A 19,534-nucleotide genomic window follows, 5' to 3' on the forward strand; every position below is an offset into this window, starting at 1 on the left:
TCAATGGGCGATGGTCCGGGTGTGGCGTCACGCGGGACTGCACAAGTCCTTCCTGGCCGGGTGGCTCACGCTCATGGCCATCCGGCATCTTTTGAATCGCCGTCAGGCGTGTGACTTGAATCGCCGTCAGGCGTGCGAGGCCGCATGCCCCGCCGCAGCCTCGGCCTTCGCTTCGCCCGGCAGCTCGACCATCGGCCCGCTGCCGCTGTAGCGGTCGAGCGCCAGGTAGATCGCGGGCGTGATGTACAGCGTGATCACCTGCGAGAAGATCAGCCCGCCCACCACCGCCACGCCCAGCGGCTGGCGCAGCTCGGCGCCGGCGCCCAGGCCCAATGCGAGCGGCAGCGCACCCATCAGCGCGGCCAGCGTGGTCATGAGGATCGGGCGGAAGCGCAGCCGGCAGGCCTCGCGGATCGCATCGACCGGCTTCATGCCTTCGGTGCGCTGCGCGTCGAGGGCGAAGTCGATCATCATGATCGCGTTCTTCTTCACGATGCCGATCAGCAGCAGGATGCCGATGGTCGCGATCAGCGTGAGGTCGAAGCCGAAGAGCTTCAGCGAGATGAGCGCCCCCACCGCCGCCGAGGGCAGGCCCGCCAGGATGGTGAGAGGGTGGATGTAGCTCTCGTACAGCACGCCCAGCAGCACGTAGATGACCAGCACCGCGAGCACCAGCAGCACGGCCTGGCTGCCCTGCGAGCTCTGGAACACCGCCGCGTCGCCGCCGTAGGTCGTGATGATCGACTGCGGCATCTTCAGCTCGTCCTTGAAGCGGTCGATCTTCGCGGTGGCGTTGCCCAGCGGCACGTCGGGGCCGAGGTTGAACGACACCGTCACCGCCTGCAGCTGGCCCTGGTGGTTGACCGAGGTCGGCCCCACGGTGCGCTTGACGGTCGAGAAGGCCGACAGCGGCACCAGCTTGCCGGTGGTGCTGCGCACCGACAGGCGCGCCACGTCTTCCTCGAACTGGCGGTCGCTGTCGGCCGCCGACAGGATCACCTGGTAGGTGTTGCTGGCGCCGTAGATGCTGCCGATCTGGCGATCGCCGTACGCGTTGTACAGCGCGGTGCGCAGGTCGCCCACGGCCACGCCGAGCACGCCGGCCTTGTCGCGGTCGATCTCCAGCGTGGCCTGCAGGCCACGGTTCTGCGAGTCGCTGGTCACGTCGCGGAAGTCGGGGTCGGCGCGCATGCGCTCCATGAGCCTGGTCGACCACGGCACCATCTCGCCGGCATTGACGCTCTGCAGCGTGTACTGGAAGCGCGCCTTGCTCTGGCGCCCGCCCAGGCGCAGGTTCTGCACCGGCTGCATGTACACGGCAATGCCCGGAATCTCGCGGAAGCGCTGGCGCAGCGATTCGAGCACCTTGGCCATCTTGGGGCGTTCGCTGCGCGGCTTGAGCACCGCGAACAACCGGCCCGAGTTCTGCGTGGCCGTCGGGCCGCCCACGCCGACGAAGGAACTCACGTAGTCCACGCTCGGATCGGCCTTGAGCGCGGCGGCCACGCGGTCCTGCAGCGCCTTCATGGCGGTGAACGAAATGTCTTCGGCCGCCTCGGTGGTGATCTGGATCTGGCCGATGTCTTCCTCGGGGAAGAAGCCCTTGGGAATGCTGACGAAGAGCCAGGCCGTGACCACGAAGGTCAGCCCCGCCATGACCAGCATCAGCGCGCGGTGCCCGAGCGTCCAGTCGAGCGTGCGCATGTAGCCGCCGTGCACGGCGCGGTAGCCGCGCTCGAAGGCACGGCCGATCGCCGTGCCGGGCTCGGGGTGCTCTTCCTCGTGGTCGAGCGCGCCGGCCTTGCGCGGCACGTGCTTGAGCAGCCGGCTCGCGAGCATGGGCACGAGCGTGAGCGACACCACGGCCGACACCAGCACCGCCAGCGCCACCACCACGGCGAACTCGTGGAACAAGAGGCCGATCACGCCGGGCATGAAGAAGATCGGGATGAACACGGCCACCAGCGAGATCGAGATCGACACGATGGTGAAGCCCACCTCGCGCGCGCCGCGCAGGGCGGCGGCCATCGGCTCCATGCCCTTCTCGACGTAGCGCATGATGTTTTCGAGCACCACGATGGCGTCGTCCACCACCAGGCCCACGGCCAGCGTGATGCCCAGCAGCGAGACGTTGTCCAGGCTGTAGCCGAAGGCATACAGCAGCGCCACGGCGCCGATCAGCGAGATCGGGATGGTGGCCGCCGGAATCAGCGTGGCCACCAGCCGGTGCAGGAACAGGAAGATCACCAGCACCACCAGCGCGATGGTGCCCAGCAGCGTGAGCTGCACGTCGTGCACCGCCTCGCGGATCGAGAGCGAGCGGTCGTTGACCATGTGGATCTCGACCGACTGCGGCAGCTCGGCCTTGAAGCGCGGGATGAGCGCACGCACCGCGTCCACCACCTGCACGGTGTTGGCATTGGGCTGGCGCTGCACGGCCAGCGAGATGGAGTCTTGCCCGTTGAAGCTGCTGGCGGTCTTGACCGACTCGAAGCTGTCTTCGAGCGTGGCCACTTCGTCCAGCCGCACCGGCGCGCCGGTGCGCTGCGCGATGATCAGCTTGGCGAAGTCGGCCGCCTTCATGAGCTGGCGGTTGGCCTGGATGGTGAGCGTCTGGCGCGGGCCGTCGAGCGTGCCGACCGGCGTGTTGGCGTTGGCCGAGTTCACGGCCTTGGCCAGCTCGTCGAGCGTGATGTTGCGTGCGTTGAGCAGGTCGGCGTTGGCCTTGATGCGCACCGCGAAGGCCTTGCGCCCGTACACGCCAACCTGCGCCACGCCGTCGATGGTCGAGAGCGTGGGCGAAATGAGGTTCTCGGCATAGTCGTTGAGCTCCGACGGGTTCATCGACGGCGAGATAAGCGCAATGAACAGCACCGGCGCGTCGGCCGGGTTCACCTTGCGGTACGAGGGCAGCTGCGTGAGTTCTTGCGGCAGCTGGCGCTGGGCGCGCAGCAGCGCGGCCTGCACGTCGACCGCAGCGGCGTCGATGTCGCGGCTGCTGACGAATTCGAGCGTGAGCGAGGTCACGCCCTGGGTGTTCACCGAGCTGATGGTCTGCAGGCCGGGGATGGTCGAGAACTGCTTTTCGAGCGGCAGCGCGACCGAACTCGCCATGGTGTCGGGGCTGGCGCCCGGCAGCTGCGCGTTGACGTTGATGACGGGCGTGTTGTAACTCGGCAGCGCCGCGACCGGAATGCTGAAGTACGCAAAGATGCCGATGACCACGACGGCCGCCGACAGCAGCACCGTCATCGCCGGACGGCGGATGCAGAGCTCTGAAATGTTCATGCGCGTTCTCGTGCCGGCTGAACATCCGACGACGCGGCGCTACCAGGCGTGACGCCCGTGGTGCCGTTCGCGGGCGCACCGCCCGGTCCGGCCGGCGCCTTCACGTCGATGCGCACCTTGCCGCCCGGGCGCACGTTCTGGCTGCCTTCGATCACGACCTGCTCGCCAGGCGTCACGCCGCTCACGGCCACCTTGGTGCCGAAGGTGTGGAGCACCTTGACCTGGCGACGTGCCGCGTTGCGCTCGGCATCGACCACGTACAGCGTGGCGCCGTCGGACAGCATCATGAGCGCCGCGGCCGGCACCACGGTGACGCCGTCGAGCATGCGCACCGTGATGCGCGTGTTGACGAACTGGCCGGGCCACAGGCTCTGGTCGGCGTTGGCGAACACGGCCTTGGCGCGCACGGTGCCGATCTGCGGGTCGACCGTGTTGTCGACGAAGTCGAGCGTGCCGAACAGCGGCTCGCGGCGGCCCGTGACCAGCGCCTCGACCTTGGCGCGCGTGCGCGCCGCGGCCAGCAGGTCCTGCAGGTTGCCCTCGGGCACCGGGAAGCTCACGGCGATGGGGTCGAGCTGGGTGATCGTGACCAGCGACAGCGTGGGCTGCACCAGCGTGCCCGGGTAGATGTTGACGGCGCCAATGCGCCCCGCGATGGGCGCGCGCAGCGTGGCGTAGCCCAGCGCCACCTGCGCCGACTGCACGGCCGCGCGGTCGGCCGCCACGGCGGCGCGCTGCGCCTGGAGCTGCGACAGCGTGGCATCGGCCGCGCTCTTGGCAATGAAGTTCTGTGCCACCAGGTCCTGGCTGCGCTTGTACTGGCGCTCCAGGTCGGCCATGGTGGCCTCGTCCTTCTGCTGCTGGGCCCGGGCGCGGGCCAGGTTGGCCTGGTCGTTGCGGTCGTCCAGCGTGAAGAGCAGCTGCCCTGCTTTCACGAACTGGCCTTCCTTGACGTGCACCGCGCTCACGGTGTTGGTGACCTGCGGACGCAGGTCGACGCTGTTGAGCGAAACCACGCTGCCGTTGACCTGCACCGTCACCGGCACGTCCTGCTTCTCGGCCGTGGCCAGCGTGACCAGCGCGGCGGGAGGCCCGGCGTTCGCGGACTTGGCATCCTTCACGGCCGGCCGATCGCCCGACATGCGCCACCAGCCGCCTGCGACGGCTACGATCAACACGCCCGCGAGGGCGAAGGCGGCAGATTTCTTCATGGGTTCTTGTGCACTTTGGGCTGACAGCAGCTATTGGAGCAGTGGCCGACGCACGGTGTTCACGGGCGCCGTAAAGAAATGTAAAGCAGGCCGACGCAAAGCCTCCGCACCACCCGCTGCACCCGGTATGAGGGAAAACACCCCCTCGCTAAAATCGCCGGTCCACAGCCTCTGGATATACCCCATGAACCGCTGCAAGACACCCACGAAAACGCTCACTTCCCTTGCCTTCTGCGCCGCCCTTGCCGGCGCCGCCGGTCTTTTCTCCCTCCAGGCCAGCGCCCAGGACGAGGTGCCCCGTCCGCAGACGCAGAACGAGTCGCTCAACGGCGGGCGCAACTTCCCCATCGGCACGCTGCGCGGCAAGTTCATGGTGACCAGCGCCCCCGACGTCGAACTCGACGGCCGGGCCGACCGACTGGGCGCCGGCGCGCGCATCCGCAGCCCGCAGAACATGCTGGTGATGCCCGGCGCGATCATCGGCCAGAAGTACCTCGTGAACTACACGCGCGACGCCGCCGGGCTGCTGCGCGAGGTCTGGATCCTGACGCCCGACGAGGCCCTGGCCAGCCGCGAATCGCTGAACAAGCCGTTCCTGAACATCTGGCCGTTCGTCTCGAACGACACGCTGAACACGCAGTAACGCGGCCGGGCCGCAAGCAAGCAAAAATCCGCGGGCGCCACGCGCGCCTCGCAGCCCTTCCTCCTTTCGAAGGGCACAGAGAGCTCCCCATGAAAAAAGTATTCATCAAGACCTTCGGCTGCCAGATGAACGAGTACGACTCGGACAAGATGGCCGACGTGCTCCACGCCGCCCAGGGCTACGAGCCCACGCAGAACGTGGACGAGGCCGATCTCATCCTGTTCAACACCTGCTCGGTGCGCGAGAAGGCGCAGGAGAAGGTGTTCTCCGACCTCGGCCGCGTGAAGCACCTGAAGGCCAAGGGCGTGAAGATCGGCGTGGGCGGCTGCGTGGCGAGCCAGGAAGGCCAGGCCATCATCGCGCGCGCACCCTACGTCGACATCGTGTTCGGCCCGCAGACGCTGCACCGCCTGCCCGAGATGCTGAACGACCGCGAGCGCCTGGACCGCCCGCAGGTGGACATCAGCTTCCCCGAGATCGAGAAGTTCGACCACCTGCCGCCCGCGCGCGTCGAAGGCGCCACGGCCTTCGTGTCGATCATGGAAGGCTGCTCCAAGTACTGCAGCTACTGCGTGGTGCCCTACACCCGCGGCGAGGAAGTGAACCGCCCGCTCGACGACGTGCTGGTCGAAATTGCCGGCCTGGCCGACCAGGGCGTGCGCGAGATCACGCTGCTGGGCCAGAACGTGAACGCCTACCGCGGCAAGATGGGCGACACGGCCGAGATCGCCGACTTTGCGCTGCTCATCGAGTACGTCGCCGAGATCCCCGGCATCGAGCGCATCCGCTACACCACCAGCCACCCGAACGAGTTCACGCCCCGGCTCATCGAGGCCTACGCCAAGGTGCCGCAGCTCGTCTCGCATTTGCACCTGCCGGTGCAGCACGGCAGCGATCGCATCCTCATGGCCATGAAGCGCGGCTACACGGCCATGGAATACAAGAGCACGGTGCGCAAGCTGCGCGCCATCCGCCCCGAGCTCGCGCTTTCCAGCGACTTCATCGTCGGCTTCCCCGGCGAGACCGATGCCGACTTCGACAAGATGATGAAGCTCATCGACGACTGCCAGTTCGACAACAGCTTCAGCTTCATCTTCAGCCCGCGCCCCGGCACGCCCGCCGCCGCGCTGCAGGACGACACGCCGCACGAGGTGAAGCTGGCGCGCCTGCAGACGCTGCAGCGCGTGATCGACGGCAACGTGCGCCGCTTCGGCGATGCGCTGGTGGGCAGCACGCAGCGCGTGCTGGTCGAGGGCGCGTCGCGCAAGGACGCGAACGAACTCATGGGCCGCACCGCCTGCAACCGCGTCGTCAACTTCGAAGGCGACGCCCGCCTCGTGGGCCAGATGGCCGACCTGCGCATCACCCGCTCGCTGGCCTACACGCTGCGCGGCGAGGTGGTCACGCGCGAATCGGCCCTGGCTGCTGCCGGCACGGCGCTCGCCCACTGATGGCGAAACGTCCGTCCGTCCGGGGCTCGTTCCAGCAGCTCCTGCTGTTCGCCTTCCTGCTGATCACCGCGCTGCTGGTGGGCGTGGCGCTGCGCTCGGTGCTGCAGTACGACGCGCTTGTCACGCAAAGCCGCGACGCCGCCGCGCGCGCGCTGCGCCTGTCGGGCGCCTCGCAGTCGCTGGCCGAGCGCAGCGCGGCCATGGAACGCGCGGGACGCCAGTCGCTGGTGCTCAACGACGCCGTGCTGCGCCGCCGCTTCGACGAGGCGGCGCGCGAAGCCCACCAGGTGCTGGAGCGCCTGGAGCGCAACGGCCTGCCGGCCGCCGGCATCGACATGTGGCGCAGCCAGCTCGGCGTGATCGAAGGGCTGCTCGGCGGCAGCCCTGACAGCGCCCTGGCGCGCGAGAGCACGATGGCGATGCAGTTCCGCGAACTCGACGCCCTGAACACCAACATCGCCCAGCAGGCGCAGTTCCTGATCGAAACGCAGAACGACGCGCTGGCCAAGCGCATCGAGAACGCGCGCCGCCGGCTGATGCGCGAAGTGGTCGCCGCCAGCGTGCTGGCCGTATCGCTGGCGCTGGCCTTCGGCATCTGGCTGGCGCGCCCCTTCAAGCGGCTCGAGAACGCCATCGTCGGCCTGGGCCAGAACCGGCTCGACGAACCCATCGACATCCGCGGCCCGGCCGACGTGCGGCGCGTGTCGCAGCAGCTCGAATGGCTGCGCTTGCGCCTGACCGAACTCGACGCCGACAAGGCGCGCTTTCTGCGCCACGTGTCGCACGAGCTGAAGACGCCGCTGGCGGCGCTGCGCGAAGGCGTGTCGCTGCTCGAGGACGGCGTGACCGGCCCGCTGAACCCGGCCCAGCTCGAGGTCGCGCAGATCCTGCAGCAGAACACCGTGTCGCTGCAGAACCAGATCGAGGCGCTGCTGCGCTTCAACGCCGCCGCCTTCGAGGCGCGCGAGCTGCGCCGCGAGCGCACCGAGCTGCTGCCGCTGATCGAGGAGCAGATCGAGGCCCAGCGCCTGCAGTGGCAGGCGCACGGCCTGCGCGTGCGCGCCGAGGGCGAGCCGATCGCCCTCACGGTCGACCGCACCAAGCTCGGCACCGCCATCGCCAACCTGCTGTCGAACGCGATCCGGTTCTCGGCCGCGGGCGGCGTGATCACGCTGGCCGTGTCGGGCACGCCCGAGGCGGTGCACATCGACGTGTGCGACGCCGGCCCCGGCATTGCCGTGGGCGACCGCGACCGCATCTTCGAACCCTTCTTCCGCGGCGAGCGCCAGCCAGAGCACACGGTGAAAGGCACCGGCATCGGACTTTCCATCGTGCAGGAGTACATTGCAGCCCATGGGGGCCGCATCGCCCTGCTGCCGGACGGCCCCGGTGCACGCTTTCGCATCGAACTGCCGCGCACGACCTGACCCCGGACACCCCACCCACACCGCCCCGCGCCTTTTTCGACCCATGTTCCTTTCGTTCGTCCGCAGATCCACCTTCGCCGGGGCCATGGCCGTGCCATGTGCCCTGCTGCTGGCGGCCTGCGCCTCCCAGCCCAAGCCGCCGGCCGAAGCCGACGCGCTGCCGCCGCCCGTGGCCGCGCCGCGCGTCGTGCCGGTCGAGGCTGAGCCCCGCGCGCCGGCCACGCAGCCGGCCTCGCTCTTCACGCAGCTCACCCAAGGCCCCGTCGCAACCATGCTGGCCTACGCCGACAAGGTGCGCCCGCTGGGCGGCGCCGACCTGAGCGCGGAAATCGCCCGCGTCGGCGAACAGGGCGAGACGCCCGCGGCGCAGATGCAGCTAGCGATCCTGCTCGCACAGACCCGCGTGCCGGCCGACCTGGCGCGTGCGCTGGGCCTACTGCAGCGCGTGATCGCCAACCCGGCGCCCGAGGCGCAACCGCTGCATCCGCTCGCGCGGGCGCTGGCGGCGCGCTATGTCGAGCAGCGCCGCGTCGAGGACGACCGCGACAAGCAGGTGCAGCAGCTGCGCGACAGCCAGCGCCGCATCGACCAGCTCAACGAGCGCATCGAGGCGCTGCGCGCCATCGAGCGCAGCTTCGCCCGGCCGAACACGCCGGCACCCACGCCCTCCAACGGAAGCAGATCCAACCCATGAGTACAGCTGGTGCCCGCCTCCTCGTGGTCGACGACGACCCGGACATGCTGCGGCTGCTCTCGATGCGGCTGGTGTCGGCGGGCTACCAGGTCACGGCCGTCACCTCGGCCGAGACCGCGCTCACCCAGCTCGAGATCGAGCACCCGCAGCTGGTGCTCAGCGACGTGCGCCTGCCCGGGCGCGACGGCCTGCAGCTGTTCGACGAGATCCGCAAGCGCCACCCGACGCTGCCGGTGATCCTGCTGACCGCGCACGGCACCATTCCCGACGCGGTTGAGGCCACGGCGCGCGGCGTGTTCACCTACCTCACCAAGCCCTACGACGCGCGCGAACTGCTCGAGAAGATCGCGCAGGCGCTGGCGCTCGGTGCCCCGACCACCACGCCGAGCAAGACCGGCGACGACAGCTGGCGTTCGGAAATCGTGAGCCGCAGCAATCGCATGGCCGAGCTGCTGGCCGAGGCGCGCATGGTCGCCAAGTCGGACGCCTCCGTGCTGCTGCGCGGTGACTCCGGCGCCGGCAAGGAGCTGCTGGCGCGCGCCATCCACAAGGCCAGCGCGCGCGCAGACAAGCCCTTCGTGGCGGTCAACTGCGGCGCCATTCCCGAGGCGCTGCTCGAGTCCGAGCTGTTCGGCCACATGAAGGGCGCCTTCACCGACGCCCACGCGAACCACAAGGGCCTGTTCCAGCAGGCCGACGGCGGCACGCTGCTGCTCGACGAAATCGGGGACATGCCGCCCGCGCTGCAGGTCAAGCTGCTGCGCGTGCTGCAGGAGCGCGCGGTGCGCCCGTTGGGCGCGAGCCAGTCGATCGAGGTCGACGTGCGCATCGTCTCGGCCACCCACCGCGACCTCGACGCCGCGATGGAAGCCGGCCAGTTCCGCGAAGACCTTTATTACCGCCTGAACGTGGTGACGCTCACGCTGCCGCCGCTGTCAGCGCGGCGCGAGGACATTCCGCTGTTGGCCAACCACTTCCTGCAGAAGCTGTCGACCAAGTACGGCAAGCGGCTGTCGGGCTTCGCGCCCGAGGCGCTGAAGGCGCTGACCACCGCCGCGTGGCCGGGCAACGTGCGCCAGCTCTACAACGTGGTGGAGCAGGTCTGCGCGCTGTCAGGCTCGCCGCTGATCCCGCTGGCGCTGGTACAGCGCGCGCTGCGCGTGCCGAGCGTGGAGGTGCTCACCTACGCCGAGGCCAAGCAGCGTTTCGAGCGCGACTACCTCGTCGGCCTGCTCAAGCTGACCGACGGCAACGTGGCCGACGCGGCCCGCCTGGCCGACCGCAACCGCACCGAGTTCTACCGCCTGCTGCAGAAGCACGAGCTCACGCCAGGCAACTTCAAGGCCGACGTTGTCGCTCCCGGTGGTGACCCTGTCGCCGAGTAGCGACAGGCCTAAGTCGTTGATTTGAAAGGCTGTTTCCCGAGGGCCTCCCCGGCTTGTCGGGATTCGGCGACAAAAACGGGGGTTTCGGGGGCCCGGCGGGCCCCTCCCCCACGGAAAACGGTTCCGAGTCGCGCCAAGTCGTTGATTTGAAAGCGTTTTTCCAGGCTGGCACAGGGTTTGCCCCTGTACTGGCATGACAGCACTTACCAGCCCATCTTTCGCACTGCGTCCGCAGCGCGACGGCCTGCGTCAAAAGCAGTTTTCCTCCTCGCGGCCCCGTGCCGCGGGCCATTCGCTGACCGCGCTCTCCGGCGTCGGCGGCGCCGCCACGGACTGCGTCTTCAAGCGCCTTCCGGCCATTGGCGACACCCCCCTCGACAAGCAACGTTGGTGAATGAACCGATGAAGCCGAACGACTTCTCCCACCTCAACGTCCTCGCCGAATCCGATTTCGCACGCCGCAGCGCGCTGCGCGAGGAACGCCACCCCAACGCCGTGACCGCACCGCCGGTCAACCGCGGTTCCATGGCCCCGCGCCCCTGGCGTGGTTTCTGGAACAGCATCGGCACCGCGCTGCTCGTGCGCCTGGGCGCCGGCCGCAATGCCGACAGCGCCCCCGCCGCCAAGCAGGCCGCCCCGGCCCCGCAGGCCTGGGAACGCGCCGCCGGCCAGCGCCGCCTCGCCTTCATGCTGCTCACGCTGCTGAGCACCGTGATCGCGTCGTCGCTGTTCGCCAGCGTGCAACCCGACTACGACAACGTCTGGCTCGAATACGGCCAGATCGGCCTGTACGGCCTGCTCTCGGGCTGGGTCGTGACCGGTTTCGTGACCGCGCTCATGGGCTTCTACGTTTCCGTGCGCGGTGACAAGCACGCCCTCTCGGCGAAACAGGTGGCCCACCACCCGATGAACCCCGAGGCACGCACCGCGATCATCATGCCGATCTGCAACGAGGACGTGGCCACCGTGTTCGCCGGCCTGCGCGCCACCTGCGAATCGGTTGCCTCCACGGGCCACGCCAAGCAGTTCGACGTGTTCGTGCTGTCCGACAGCTACAACCCCGAGACCGCCGCCGCCGAGCGCGCCGCCTGGGAAGACCTGCGCGCCGCGCTGGCCGAGAGCCCGAACCAGCCGCAGGTCGAGGTGTACTACCGCCTGCGCACCCGCCGCACGCACCGCAAGGCCGGCAACGTGGCCGACTTCTGCCGCCGCTGGGGCAAGGACTACCGCTACATGGTCGTGCTCGACGCCGACTCCGTGATGAGCGGCGACTGCCTGGCCTCGATGGTCAAGCTGATGGAAGCCAACCCCACCGCCGGCATCATCCAGACCGCGACGCAGGCCATCGGCCACGTCACGCTGCACGCCCGCGCCCAGCAGTTCGCTTCGCGCGTGACGGGTCGCCTGTTCACGCTGGGCATGCAGTTCTGGCAGCTCGGCGAGTCGCACTACTGGGGCCACAACGCGATCATCCGCGTCGAAGCCTTCATGAAGCACTGCGCGCTGGCCCCGATCAAGGGCACCGGCGGCATGTCGGGCGGCATCATGTCGCACGACTTCGTCGAAGCCGCGCTGATGCGCCGCGCCGGCTACCACGTGTGGCTCGTTTCCGACCTGGTCGGCAGCTACGAACAGCAACCGCCGGACCTGCTGGCCGAGCTGCAACGCGACCGCCGCTGGTGCCAGGGCAACCTGCAGAACGCCCGCCTGATGGCCGAGCCCGGCATCCACCCGGTGCACCGCGCGATGTTCGTGACCGGCACCATGGCGTATGTCTCGGCCCCGCTGTGGCTCGCCTTCCTGACGCTGGGCACCGCCCTGTGGCTGAGCGGCTCGAGCCTCGTGTCGAGCTGGAACGTGCTGCCCGCCGAGCTGGCCGGCCTGTGGGTCTGGACCCTGTGCCTGCTGTTCCTGCCGCGCGTGCTGGGCATCGCCGCCGTGCTGATGCGCGGCGAACAACGCCAGTACGGCGGCGTGTGGGGCCTGGTGAAGAGCTCGGTGCTCGAAGCCGGTCTGGCCATCGTGCAGGCTCCGGTGCGCATGCTGGCCCACTCGCTGTTCGTGCTCGTCGCCCTCACCGGCATCAAGCTCGACTGGAAGTCGCCCCCGCGTGAAGCCAACGCCGTGCCGTGGAAGGTCGCTGCCTCGCAGCTGGCCCCCATGACGCTGGTGATCGCCATGCTGGCCGTCGGCGTCGCCATGATCGACCCGAGCGCGCTGATCTGGCTCATGCCCGTCGGCCTGCCGCTGCTGCTGGCGATTCCGCTGACCGTGCTGACCAGCCAGATCGCGCTGGGCACCACGCTGCGCGACCGCGGCTTCCTGCTGATTCCCGAGGAATCGCGTTCGCCCGCCGTGTTGCGCCGCGCCTGGATGCATGCACTGCGCTTGGCGCGCCCGGCGGCGCTGGCCACGGCCTGATGCGATCACCGATGCGATCACCGCCCTGCGGCTGATCGCTCCAAAGAAAAAGCCCGCTTCGGCGGGCTTTTTGCTGGGCGGTGCGCGATGCGCATCGATATGTCAGAAGGGCAGCCAGCGGCGCCAGAACGGCGGACGGGGTGCGCGGGCGCCGCGCGCCACCAGCGCCGCGACGAGCGCCTCGCGGCCGTGCTTGCGGGCGGCCTGCAGCGGCGTGAGCCCGTCGAATTCAGACAGCAGGTTCGGATCGGCGCCGTGGTCCAGCAGGTAGGCGGAGATCTCGCTGTGCCCCTGGACCAGACTGGCCACCAGCGGCGTGCACAGGATCTCGGGGTGCTGGTAGTTCGGATTCACGCCCGCACCGATGTGATAGCGCACCAGCTCGAGGTCGCCGGTCAGCGCGCCCTGGTAGAGCTCTTTCCAGTCGCCTGCGGACATCGCGGGGCTGCGCGCCTCTCTATATATGCATGCGTCGAGCGGCCGGGCTCAGAACGGCAGCTTGCCGCCGCCTCCGCCCATGCCGGGCATTCCGCCCATGCCCTTCATGCCGCCCATCTTCTTCATCATCTTCATCAGGCCGCCGCCCTTCATCTTCTTCATCATGCCCTGCATCTGCTCGAACTCGTTGAGCAGGCGGTTCACTTCCTGAACCTGCACGCCGGCACCGGCCGCGATGCGGCGCTTGCGCGTGGCCTTGAGCAGCTCGGGCTTGCGGCGCTCCAGCGGGGTCATGCTCTGGATGATCCCTTCCTTGCGGCGGATGTCGCGCTCGGCGCGCGTCATGTCGGCCTCGGTGGCCTTGGCGGCCATCTGCTGGGGCAGCTTGTCCATCAGGCTGGAGAGGCCGCCCATCTGCTTCATCTGCTGCAGCTGGCCGAGGAAGTCGTTCAGGTCGAAGCCCGCGCCGCTCTTGACCTTGGCGGCCAGCTTCTGCGCCGCCGCCACGTCGACGCCGGCCGTGACCTGCTCGACCAGCGCGACGATGTCGCCCATGCCCAGGATGCGGCCCGCATGGCGCTCGGCGTCGAACACCTCGAGGCCGTCGATCTTCTCGCTCACACCGGCGAACTTGATTGGCACGCCCGTGACCTGGCGCACCGACAGCGCCGCACCGCCGCGCGAATCGCCGTCGGTCTTGGTCAGGATGATGCCGGTGAGGGGCAGCGCCTCCTTGAAGGCCTTGGCAGTGTTGATCGCGTCCTGGCCCTGCATGGCATCGACCACGAATAGGGTTTCGACCGGATCGAGCTCGGCGTGCAGCTGCTTGATCTCGGTCATCAGCACTTCGTCGATCGCGAGGCGGCCGGCCGTGTCGACCAGCAGCACGTCGAAGTAGTGGCGCCTGGCGTGGTCGAGCGCGGCGCGCGCGATGTCCAGCGGCTTCTGGTCGGGCGTGCTCGGGAACCACTCGGCGCCGGCCTGCTTGGTCACGGTCTTGAGCTGCTCGATGGCGGCCGGGCGGTACACGTCGCCCGACACGGTGAGCACCTTCTTCTTGCGCTTCTCGATCAGGTGCTTGGCCAGCTTGGCGGTGGTGGTGGTCTTGCCGGCACCCTGCAGGCCGGCCATGAGGATCACCGCCGGCGGCTGGGCTGCGAGGTTGATGTCCGACACGCCCTCGCCCATGGTGGCGGCGAGTTCGCGGTTGACGATGCCCACCAGCGCCTGGCCCGGCTTGAGCGAACCCAGCACTTCCTGGCCGAGCGCCTTCTCCTTCACGCGGGCGACGAAGTCGCGCACCACGGGCAGCGCCACGTCCGCCTCCAGCAGCGCCATGCGCACCTCGCGCAGCATGTCCTGCACGTTGCTTTCGGTGATGCGCGCCTGGCCGCTCATCGTCTTGACGAGGCGGGAGAACTTTTCGGTGAGGGCGGTGGCCATGAAGGAAATACCTTGTTGTCCGCGGCAGCGGACCGATGGAAAGTCGTGAAAACCTGGAAGCGGTATGTGGGCCCGCTCTCTCGCGGGGGGTGCCCCCGGCGGGGGTGGGCGAAGCGACGCGACGTGCGCGAAGCCGGGGGACGAGCCTATACACTCCACCGATGATTTTAGCGATCCCCTCCCCACTCGGCGTGGCGCTGGGCATCGCCACCGCGGCAGCCTACGGTTTTGCCGCTGCCGCCGGTGCGCGGCTCAGCCGCCAGACCACCCAATGGGCGCTCGGCATCGCATGGCTGCTGCACGCTGCGGTGCTCGGCCACGGGCTGATCGGCGGCGACCCTCGCTTCGGTTTTGCGCCGGCGCTGTCGGTCACGGCGTGGCTGGTGCTCACGGTCTACGCGGTCGAAAGCCGCCTGTATCCGCAACTGAAGGCACGCCGCGCGCTGGCCTGGCTGGGCGCGGCCGCCGTGCTGCTGGCGCTGCTGTTCCCGGGCACGCCGCTGCATGTCAGCGCCTCGCCCTGGCTGCCGCTGCACCTGGCGCTGGGCATCGCCTCGTACGGCCTGTTCGGCGCCGCCGTGGTGCACGCCTGGCTGATCACGCGGGCCGAAAAGCAGATCCGCCTCGCCAGCGCCGATGCGCAGGCCGGCGTGCCGCTGCTCACATTGGAACGGCTCACCTTCCGCTTCGTCACGGCGGGCTTCGTGCTGCTGTCGGCCACGCTGCTGGCCGGCCTGCTGTTCAGCGAGCAGCTCTACGGCGCCGCCGGCCGCGCCTGGAAGTGGGACCACAAGACCATCTTCTCGGTGCTCGCCTGGCTCAGCTTCGCGGTCCTGCTGACCGGCCGCGCGCGCTTCGGCTGGCGCGGGCGCACCGCGCGGCGCGTGCTCTACGCGGGCGCGGCGCTGCTGCTGCTGGCCTACGTGGGCTCGCGCTTCGTGCTCGAAGTCGTGCTGACGCGCCTGCCCGCATGAAGTACCTGCTCGTCCTCGCGGTGGTGTGGGTCGCGATCTGGCTCTGGCGCAAGAACCGGCGCGAAGAGATGCGCGACGCGCAGCAGGAACGCGCCAAGAAAGCGCAGCAACGCGCGCCGGCCGTCGGCCCGCCGCAGGCGATGGTGCGCTGCGCCCATTGCGGGCTGCACCTGCCCGCGGCCGACGCACTCGCCGGGCCGGACGGCGCGGTGTTCTGCAGCGCCGCGCACCGCCAGGCCGGCACCTCCGCATGAGTTCATTGCGCCGGTCGCGCGGCGAGCCGGCCACCGACTGGGACGTGCTCGACCTGGGCGCCGGCGACAGCACGGCCCTGCTGCGGCTGTGGCGCGGCTTCATGGCGGCGCGCTGTTTCGTGGCGCTTGTGCTGGTGCTGCTGCAGGGCGTGGCCTTCGCCATCGGGCAGGCCGTGCAACCGCTGCCGATCGTGCTGTCGGGCGGCTACCTCGTGCTGGCCTGGCTGGAGATGCGCTACGCGCACTTCGAGCCGCCGATCCGCGGCTTCTCCACCCTCTGGCTGCTGACCATCGGGGTCGACCTGGGCATCTTCAGCGCCTTGCAGGTGCTGCAGGGCGGCAGCGTCAACTACACGCCGCTGTTCGCGTTGCCCGTGCTGATGAGCGCGGTCCTCGGCACACTGCTCGTGGGCCTGGGCACCACGGCCACCGTGACGCTGCTGCTGCTGGCCGACGCCGGCTGGCACTGGCTGCAGCAACCCGGCGATCCTTCGGCGCGCTTCGTGCAGGCCGCCCTCACCGGCACCGGCCTGTTCGTGGTGGCGCTGCTCGCGCACGAACTCGCGCGCCGGCTGGCGCGCGAGGAAGCGGTGGCGCAGCGCAGCCGCAGCCACGCGCAGATGCAGGCACAGGTCAACGACCTGGTGATCGAAACGCTCACCGAAGGCGTGCTGGTGATCGACGCCGAGGGCCTGGTGCACACCGCCAACCCGGCGGCCGACGCGATCCTCGGCCAGGGCCTGGCGCAGTTGCCAATGCCGTTCCCGCTGCACACCCAGCCGGCCTGGCATGCGCTGGCCGCGCTGGCGCGCCAGACCTTCGCACGGCGCGCGCCGCAGACCGAAGAAATCCCGGTGGCGCAGGCCCGCGGCGCGGCGCGCGAGGTGCGCGTGCGCACCCGGCTCACGCCCACCGACGACCGCCGCGCCGACAGCCTGTGCGTGATGTTCCTGCAGGACCTGCGCGAGCTCGAAGCCCGCATCCGCACCGAAAAGCTCGCCGCGATGGGTCGCATGTCGGCCGCGGTGGCGCATGAAATCCGCAACCCGCTGGCCGCCATCGCGCAGGCCAGCGCGCTGCTCAGCGAAGACCTGACCGACCCCGCGCACCGCAAGCTGACCGACATGGTGCAGCACAACGCGCAGCGCCTGGCGCGCATCGTGGACGACGTGCTCGACGTCTCGCGCGCGCGCCAACAGCGCGTGCTGTCGCTGGGTGAACAGCTGGTGCTCGACCCGGCCGCGCAGATCCTGGCCGAGGAATGGATACGCCAGACCCAGCGCAAGGGCGTGCGCGTCGCGCTCGACGCGCCGGGCAGCGAAGTGCGCTTCGAGGCCGAGCACCTGCGCCGCCTGCTGGTGAACCTGCTGGACAACGCGGCGCGCTACGCGAGCCAGCGCGAGGGCGCGATCCAGGTCATCACCACCTTGCAGCGGGCCGGCGTGCAGCGCGCCGCGTTGCTGGTGTGGAGCGACGGCGCGCCGCTGGAACCGGCGGTGCAGCGCCACCTGTTCGAACCCTTCTTCTCGTCCGAGAGCCGCTCCAGCGGCCTGGGCCTGTTCCTGTGCCGCGAGCTGTGCCGGCGCCACGGCGCCACCATCGGCTACGAACGGCGCGCGCTGGTGCCGGGCGGGCCCGAGGGCAATGAATTCTTCGTCAGCTTCGCACCGAGCGAAAACCGGCTGACACAATAGCGGCCGTGAGCTCCCTCCCGTCTTCCGCCGCCGCCCCGCGCCCCGCGCAGATCCTCGTCATCGACGACGAGCCCGACCTGCGCACGCTCTACGAACTCACGCTGCTGCGCGAAGGCTACCGGGTGGAAGCCGCGGGCAGCGTGTCCGAAGCCTGGCAGCACCTGGAAGCCGGCCGCTTCGACGCCGTGATCACCGACATGCGGCTGCCCGACGGCGAAGGCATGGAGATCATCCACCGCATCCAGAAAGACCAGCGCAGCGAGCGCTGCGTGGTCATGACCGCCTACGGCTCCGCCGAGAACGCGGTCGAAGCGCTGAAGGCCGGCGCCTTCGACTACCTCACGAAGCCGGTCGACCTGAAGCAGTTCCGCGCCGTGGTGGCGTCGGCGGTGCAGGCCAACCGCGCCGCGGTGGTCGTGCCGCAGAAGGCGCCGCCGCAGGCCGCCGGCCAGGGCGGCGAACGCCCCGACGCACTGGCCGTGACGCGCAGCGGCGCCACCGCGCTCGACCGGCTGGTCGGCGACTCCGACCCGATGCGCCTCGTGAAGTCGCGCATCGCCAAGGTGGCGCGCGGCATGGCGCCGGTGCTGGTGCGCGGCGAGTCGGGCACCGGCAAGGAGCTGGTCGCGCGCGCCGTGCACGGCTGCAGCCAGCGCAGCGAAGGCCCCTTCGTCGCGGTGAACTGCGGCGCGATTCCCGAGAACCTGCTCGAGGCCGAGTTCTTCGGCGCCAAGAAGGGCTCGTACACCGGCTCCTCGCAAGACCGCGACGGCTACTTCCAGGCCGCGCGCGACGGCACGCTGTTCCTCGACGAGATCGGCGACCTGCCGCTGGCCATGCAGTCGAAGCTGCTGCGCGCCATCCAGGAACGCAGCGTGCGCGCCATCGGCTCGACGCAGGAAGACGCGGTCGACGTGCGCATCGTGAGCGCCACCCATAAAGATTTGCACGCCGAGGTGCTGGCCGGCCGCTTCCGGCAGGACCTGTTCTACCGCCTCAACGTGATCGAGATCGCCGTGCCCGCGCTGCGCGAGCGCCGCGAAGACCTGCCAGCGCTGTGCACTGCGCTGCTCGCGCGCATCGCGCAGGACGGCGGCCTGCCCGTGCCGCGCCTGTCCGACGCGCTGCTGCAGCGCCTGGCCCAGCACCCGCTGGACGGCAACGTGCGCGAGCTCGAGAACCTGCTGCACCGCGCCGTGGCGCTGAACGACGGCGACGAGCTGCACATCGACCTGATGGGCGCGATGACGCCGATGCCGGCCGCGCCGCGCGGCGAATCCGCTGAAGCGCCAGCCGCCGTTGCGGTGGCTCCCGTCCCCGCGCCCGCCGTCGAGCCCAAGCCCGCGCCGCCGCCGCTGCCCTCCGACCTGCAAGCCTGGCTCGACCAGCAGGAGCGCGAGATCCTCGTGCGCGCGCTGCACGAGAGCGGCTTCAACCGCACGGCCGCCGCCGCGCGGCTGGGCATGAGCCTGCGCCAGATCCGCTACCGCATCGCGCGCCTGGGCATCTCCACGCCCAACGGCGACGACGGTGCCACCGCGCATGCCGACGACTGACGACCTCGCCACGACACCGGCCGGCGACGACAGACTTTGGCGCGCCGGCTGGTACCGCTTCGCCAAGGCCCTGCCCTCGCCCAACTTCGGCCCGCGCCCCGTCGGCGCGCAGACCGACCTGATCGTGCTGCACTCGATCAGCCTGCCGCCGGGCGAGTACGGCGGCGACGCCGTGCAGCAGCTCTTCACCAACCGGCTCGACTGGGACGCGCACCCGTACTTCCAGTCGATCCGCGGGCTCGAGGTGTCCTCGCATTTCTTTGTGCGGCGCAACGGCGAGCTCTGGCAGTTCGTGAGCTGCGACGACCGCGCCTGGCACGCCGGCGTGTCGTCGTGGCGCGGACGCGGCAACTGCAACGATGACTCCGTCGGCATCGAGCTCGAAGGCCTCGAGGGCGAGCGCTTCGAAGAGGCGCAGTACGAGACGCTGGCCAGCCTGTGCGCCGCGCTCGCGCAGCACTACGCCATCACCCACATCGCCGGCCACGAGCACATCGCGCCCGGCCGCAAGCAGGACCCCGGCGCCGGTTTCGACTGGCGCCTGCTGCGCGAACAGCTCGGCTGGAATCCACAGATGTTTCCCGAGCAGGTGGTCGCGCGCTAATTTTTTCAATCGCTCCGTGGCCCGCGATGCGCCGCTCTCGCAGCGCAGCAA

The 19,534-nt window shown here is 69.7% G+C and carries 16 protein-coding genes; 12 read left to right on the forward strand and 4 right to left on the reverse strand.

The window, feature by feature from the left end:
• Positions 1-126: 126 nt before the first annotated feature.
• Both AC07O4_RS23285 and AC07O4_RS23290 read right to left on the reverse strand, forming a co-directional pair.
• On the reverse strand, positions 127-3,288 hold the full coding sequence (locus AC07O4_RS23285; protein WP_495305792.1) for an efflux RND transporter permease subunit: 3,162 nt from the start codon (positions 3,286-3,288) through the stop codon (positions 127-129).
• Entirely contained in the window at positions 3,285-4,430 is a 1,146-nt protein-coding gene (locus AC07O4_RS23290; protein ID WP_495305847.1) for an efflux RND transporter periplasmic adaptor subunit, read from the reverse strand. The genes AC07O4_RS23285 and AC07O4_RS23290 overlap by 4 nt, the downstream gene beginning before the upstream one ends.
• Positions 4,431-4,683: 253 nt before the next feature.
• On the opposite strand from AC07O4_RS23290, the gene AC07O4_RS23295 reads away from it, so the two are divergent.
• From AC07O4_RS23295 to mdoH, 7 genes are all read left to right on the forward strand, one after another.
• Positions 4,684-5,142 (forward strand): hypothetical protein, encoded by a 459-nt coding sequence (locus AC07O4_RS23295; RefSeq protein ID WP_495305793.1) that lies wholly within the window; start codon positions 4,684-4,686, stop codon positions 5,140-5,142.
• 89 nt (positions 5,143-5,231) lie between these two features.
• Positions 5,232-6,593: a tRNA (N6-isopentenyl adenosine(37)-C2)-methylthiotransferase MiaB gene (miaB, locus tag AC07O4_RS23300; RefSeq protein ID WP_070060098.1), complete on the forward strand. Its 1,362-nt coding sequence runs from the start codon at positions 5,232-5,234 to the stop codon at positions 6,591-6,593.
• The gene (locus tag AC07O4_RS23305) at positions 6,593-8,020 is read left to right on the forward strand and encodes a sensor histidine kinase (protein WP_062477875.1); all 1,428 of its coding nucleotides are present in this window, start codon (positions 6,593-6,595) and stop codon (positions 8,018-8,020) included. The genes miaB and AC07O4_RS23305 overlap by 1 nt, the downstream gene beginning before the upstream one ends.
• 43 nt (positions 8,021-8,063) lie before the next feature.
• Positions 8,064-8,714, forward strand: coding sequence for a hypothetical protein (locus AC07O4_RS23310; protein ID WP_095743631.1), 651 nt, complete (start codon positions 8,064-8,066; stop codon positions 8,712-8,714).
• Positions 8,711-10,099 carry a sigma 54-interacting transcriptional regulator gene (locus tag AC07O4_RS23315; protein WP_070060101.1) on the forward strand — a complete coding sequence of 463 codons (1,389 nt, stop codon included), beginning with the start codon at positions 8,711-8,713 and terminating at the stop codon, positions 10,097-10,099. The genes AC07O4_RS23310 and AC07O4_RS23315 overlap by 4 nt, the downstream gene beginning before the upstream one ends.
• A 193-nt stretch (positions 10,100-10,292) precedes the next feature.
• Positions 10,293-10,493, forward strand: coding sequence for a hypothetical protein (locus AC07O4_RS23320; RefSeq protein WP_082818265.1), 201 nt, complete (start codon positions 10,293-10,295; stop codon positions 10,491-10,493).
• An 8-nt stretch (positions 10,494-10,501) separates the two neighbouring features.
• On the forward strand, positions 10,502-12,520 hold the full coding sequence (mdoH, locus tag AC07O4_RS23325; protein WP_159278539.1) for a glucans biosynthesis glucosyltransferase MdoH: 2,019 nt from the start codon (positions 10,502-10,504) through the stop codon (positions 12,518-12,520).
• Positions 12,521-12,622: 102 nt separating this feature from the next.
• Here mdoH and AC07O4_RS23330 read toward each other — a convergent pair whose 3' ends face one another.
• Positions 12,623-12,958 carry an ankyrin repeat domain-containing protein gene (locus AC07O4_RS23330; protein WP_495305794.1) on the reverse strand — a complete coding sequence of 112 codons (336 nt, stop codon included), beginning with the start codon at positions 12,956-12,958 and terminating at the stop codon, positions 12,623-12,625.
• A 48-nt stretch (positions 12,959-13,006) separates the two neighbouring features.
• A complete protein-coding gene (gene ffh, locus AC07O4_RS23335; protein WP_095743629.1) occupies positions 13,007-14,401 on the reverse strand; it encodes a signal recognition particle protein in 1,395 nt (464 codons plus the stop codon).
• 161 nt (positions 14,402-14,562) lie between these two features.
• Here ffh and AC07O4_RS23340 point away from each other — a divergent pair, with 161 nt between their 5' ends.
• The 5 genes from AC07O4_RS23340 to ampD are packed head-to-tail and all read left to right on the forward strand — an operon-like array spanning position 14,563 to position 19,483.
• Entirely contained in the window at positions 14,563-15,375 is an 813-nt protein-coding gene (locus AC07O4_RS23340; RefSeq protein ID WP_056575582.1) for a cytochrome C assembly family protein, read from the forward strand.
• Positions 15,372-15,629 carry a PP0621 family protein gene (locus AC07O4_RS23345; RefSeq protein WP_495305795.1) on the forward strand — a complete coding sequence of 86 codons (258 nt, stop codon included), beginning with the start codon at positions 15,372-15,374 and terminating at the stop codon, positions 15,627-15,629. Before AC07O4_RS23340 ends, AC07O4_RS23345 begins: the two co-directional genes overlap by 4 nt.
• Positions 15,626-17,323 carry a two-component system sensor histidine kinase NtrB gene (locus tag AC07O4_RS23350; protein ID WP_495305796.1) on the forward strand — a complete coding sequence of 566 codons (1,698 nt, stop codon included), beginning with the start codon at positions 15,626-15,628 and terminating at the stop codon, positions 17,321-17,323. The genes AC07O4_RS23345 and AC07O4_RS23350 overlap by 4 nt, the downstream gene beginning before the upstream one ends.
• 5 nt (positions 17,324-17,328) lie before the next feature.
• Positions 17,329-18,879, forward strand: a complete 1,551-nt coding sequence (locus AC07O4_RS23355) for a sigma-54-dependent transcriptional regulator (RefSeq protein WP_495305797.1) — start codon at positions 17,329-17,331, stop codon at positions 18,877-18,879.
• Positions 18,866-19,483, forward strand: coding sequence for a 1,6-anhydro-N-acetylmuramyl-L-alanine amidase AmpD (gene ampD / locus AC07O4_RS23360; protein WP_495305798.1), 618 nt, complete (start codon positions 18,866-18,868; stop codon positions 19,481-19,483). Before AC07O4_RS23355 ends, ampD begins: the two co-directional genes overlap by 14 nt.
• Positions 19,484-19,534: the final 51 nt, after the last annotated feature.

The sequence above is a fragment of the Variovorax sp. GW821-FHT09D04 genome, from assembly GCF_059416405.1.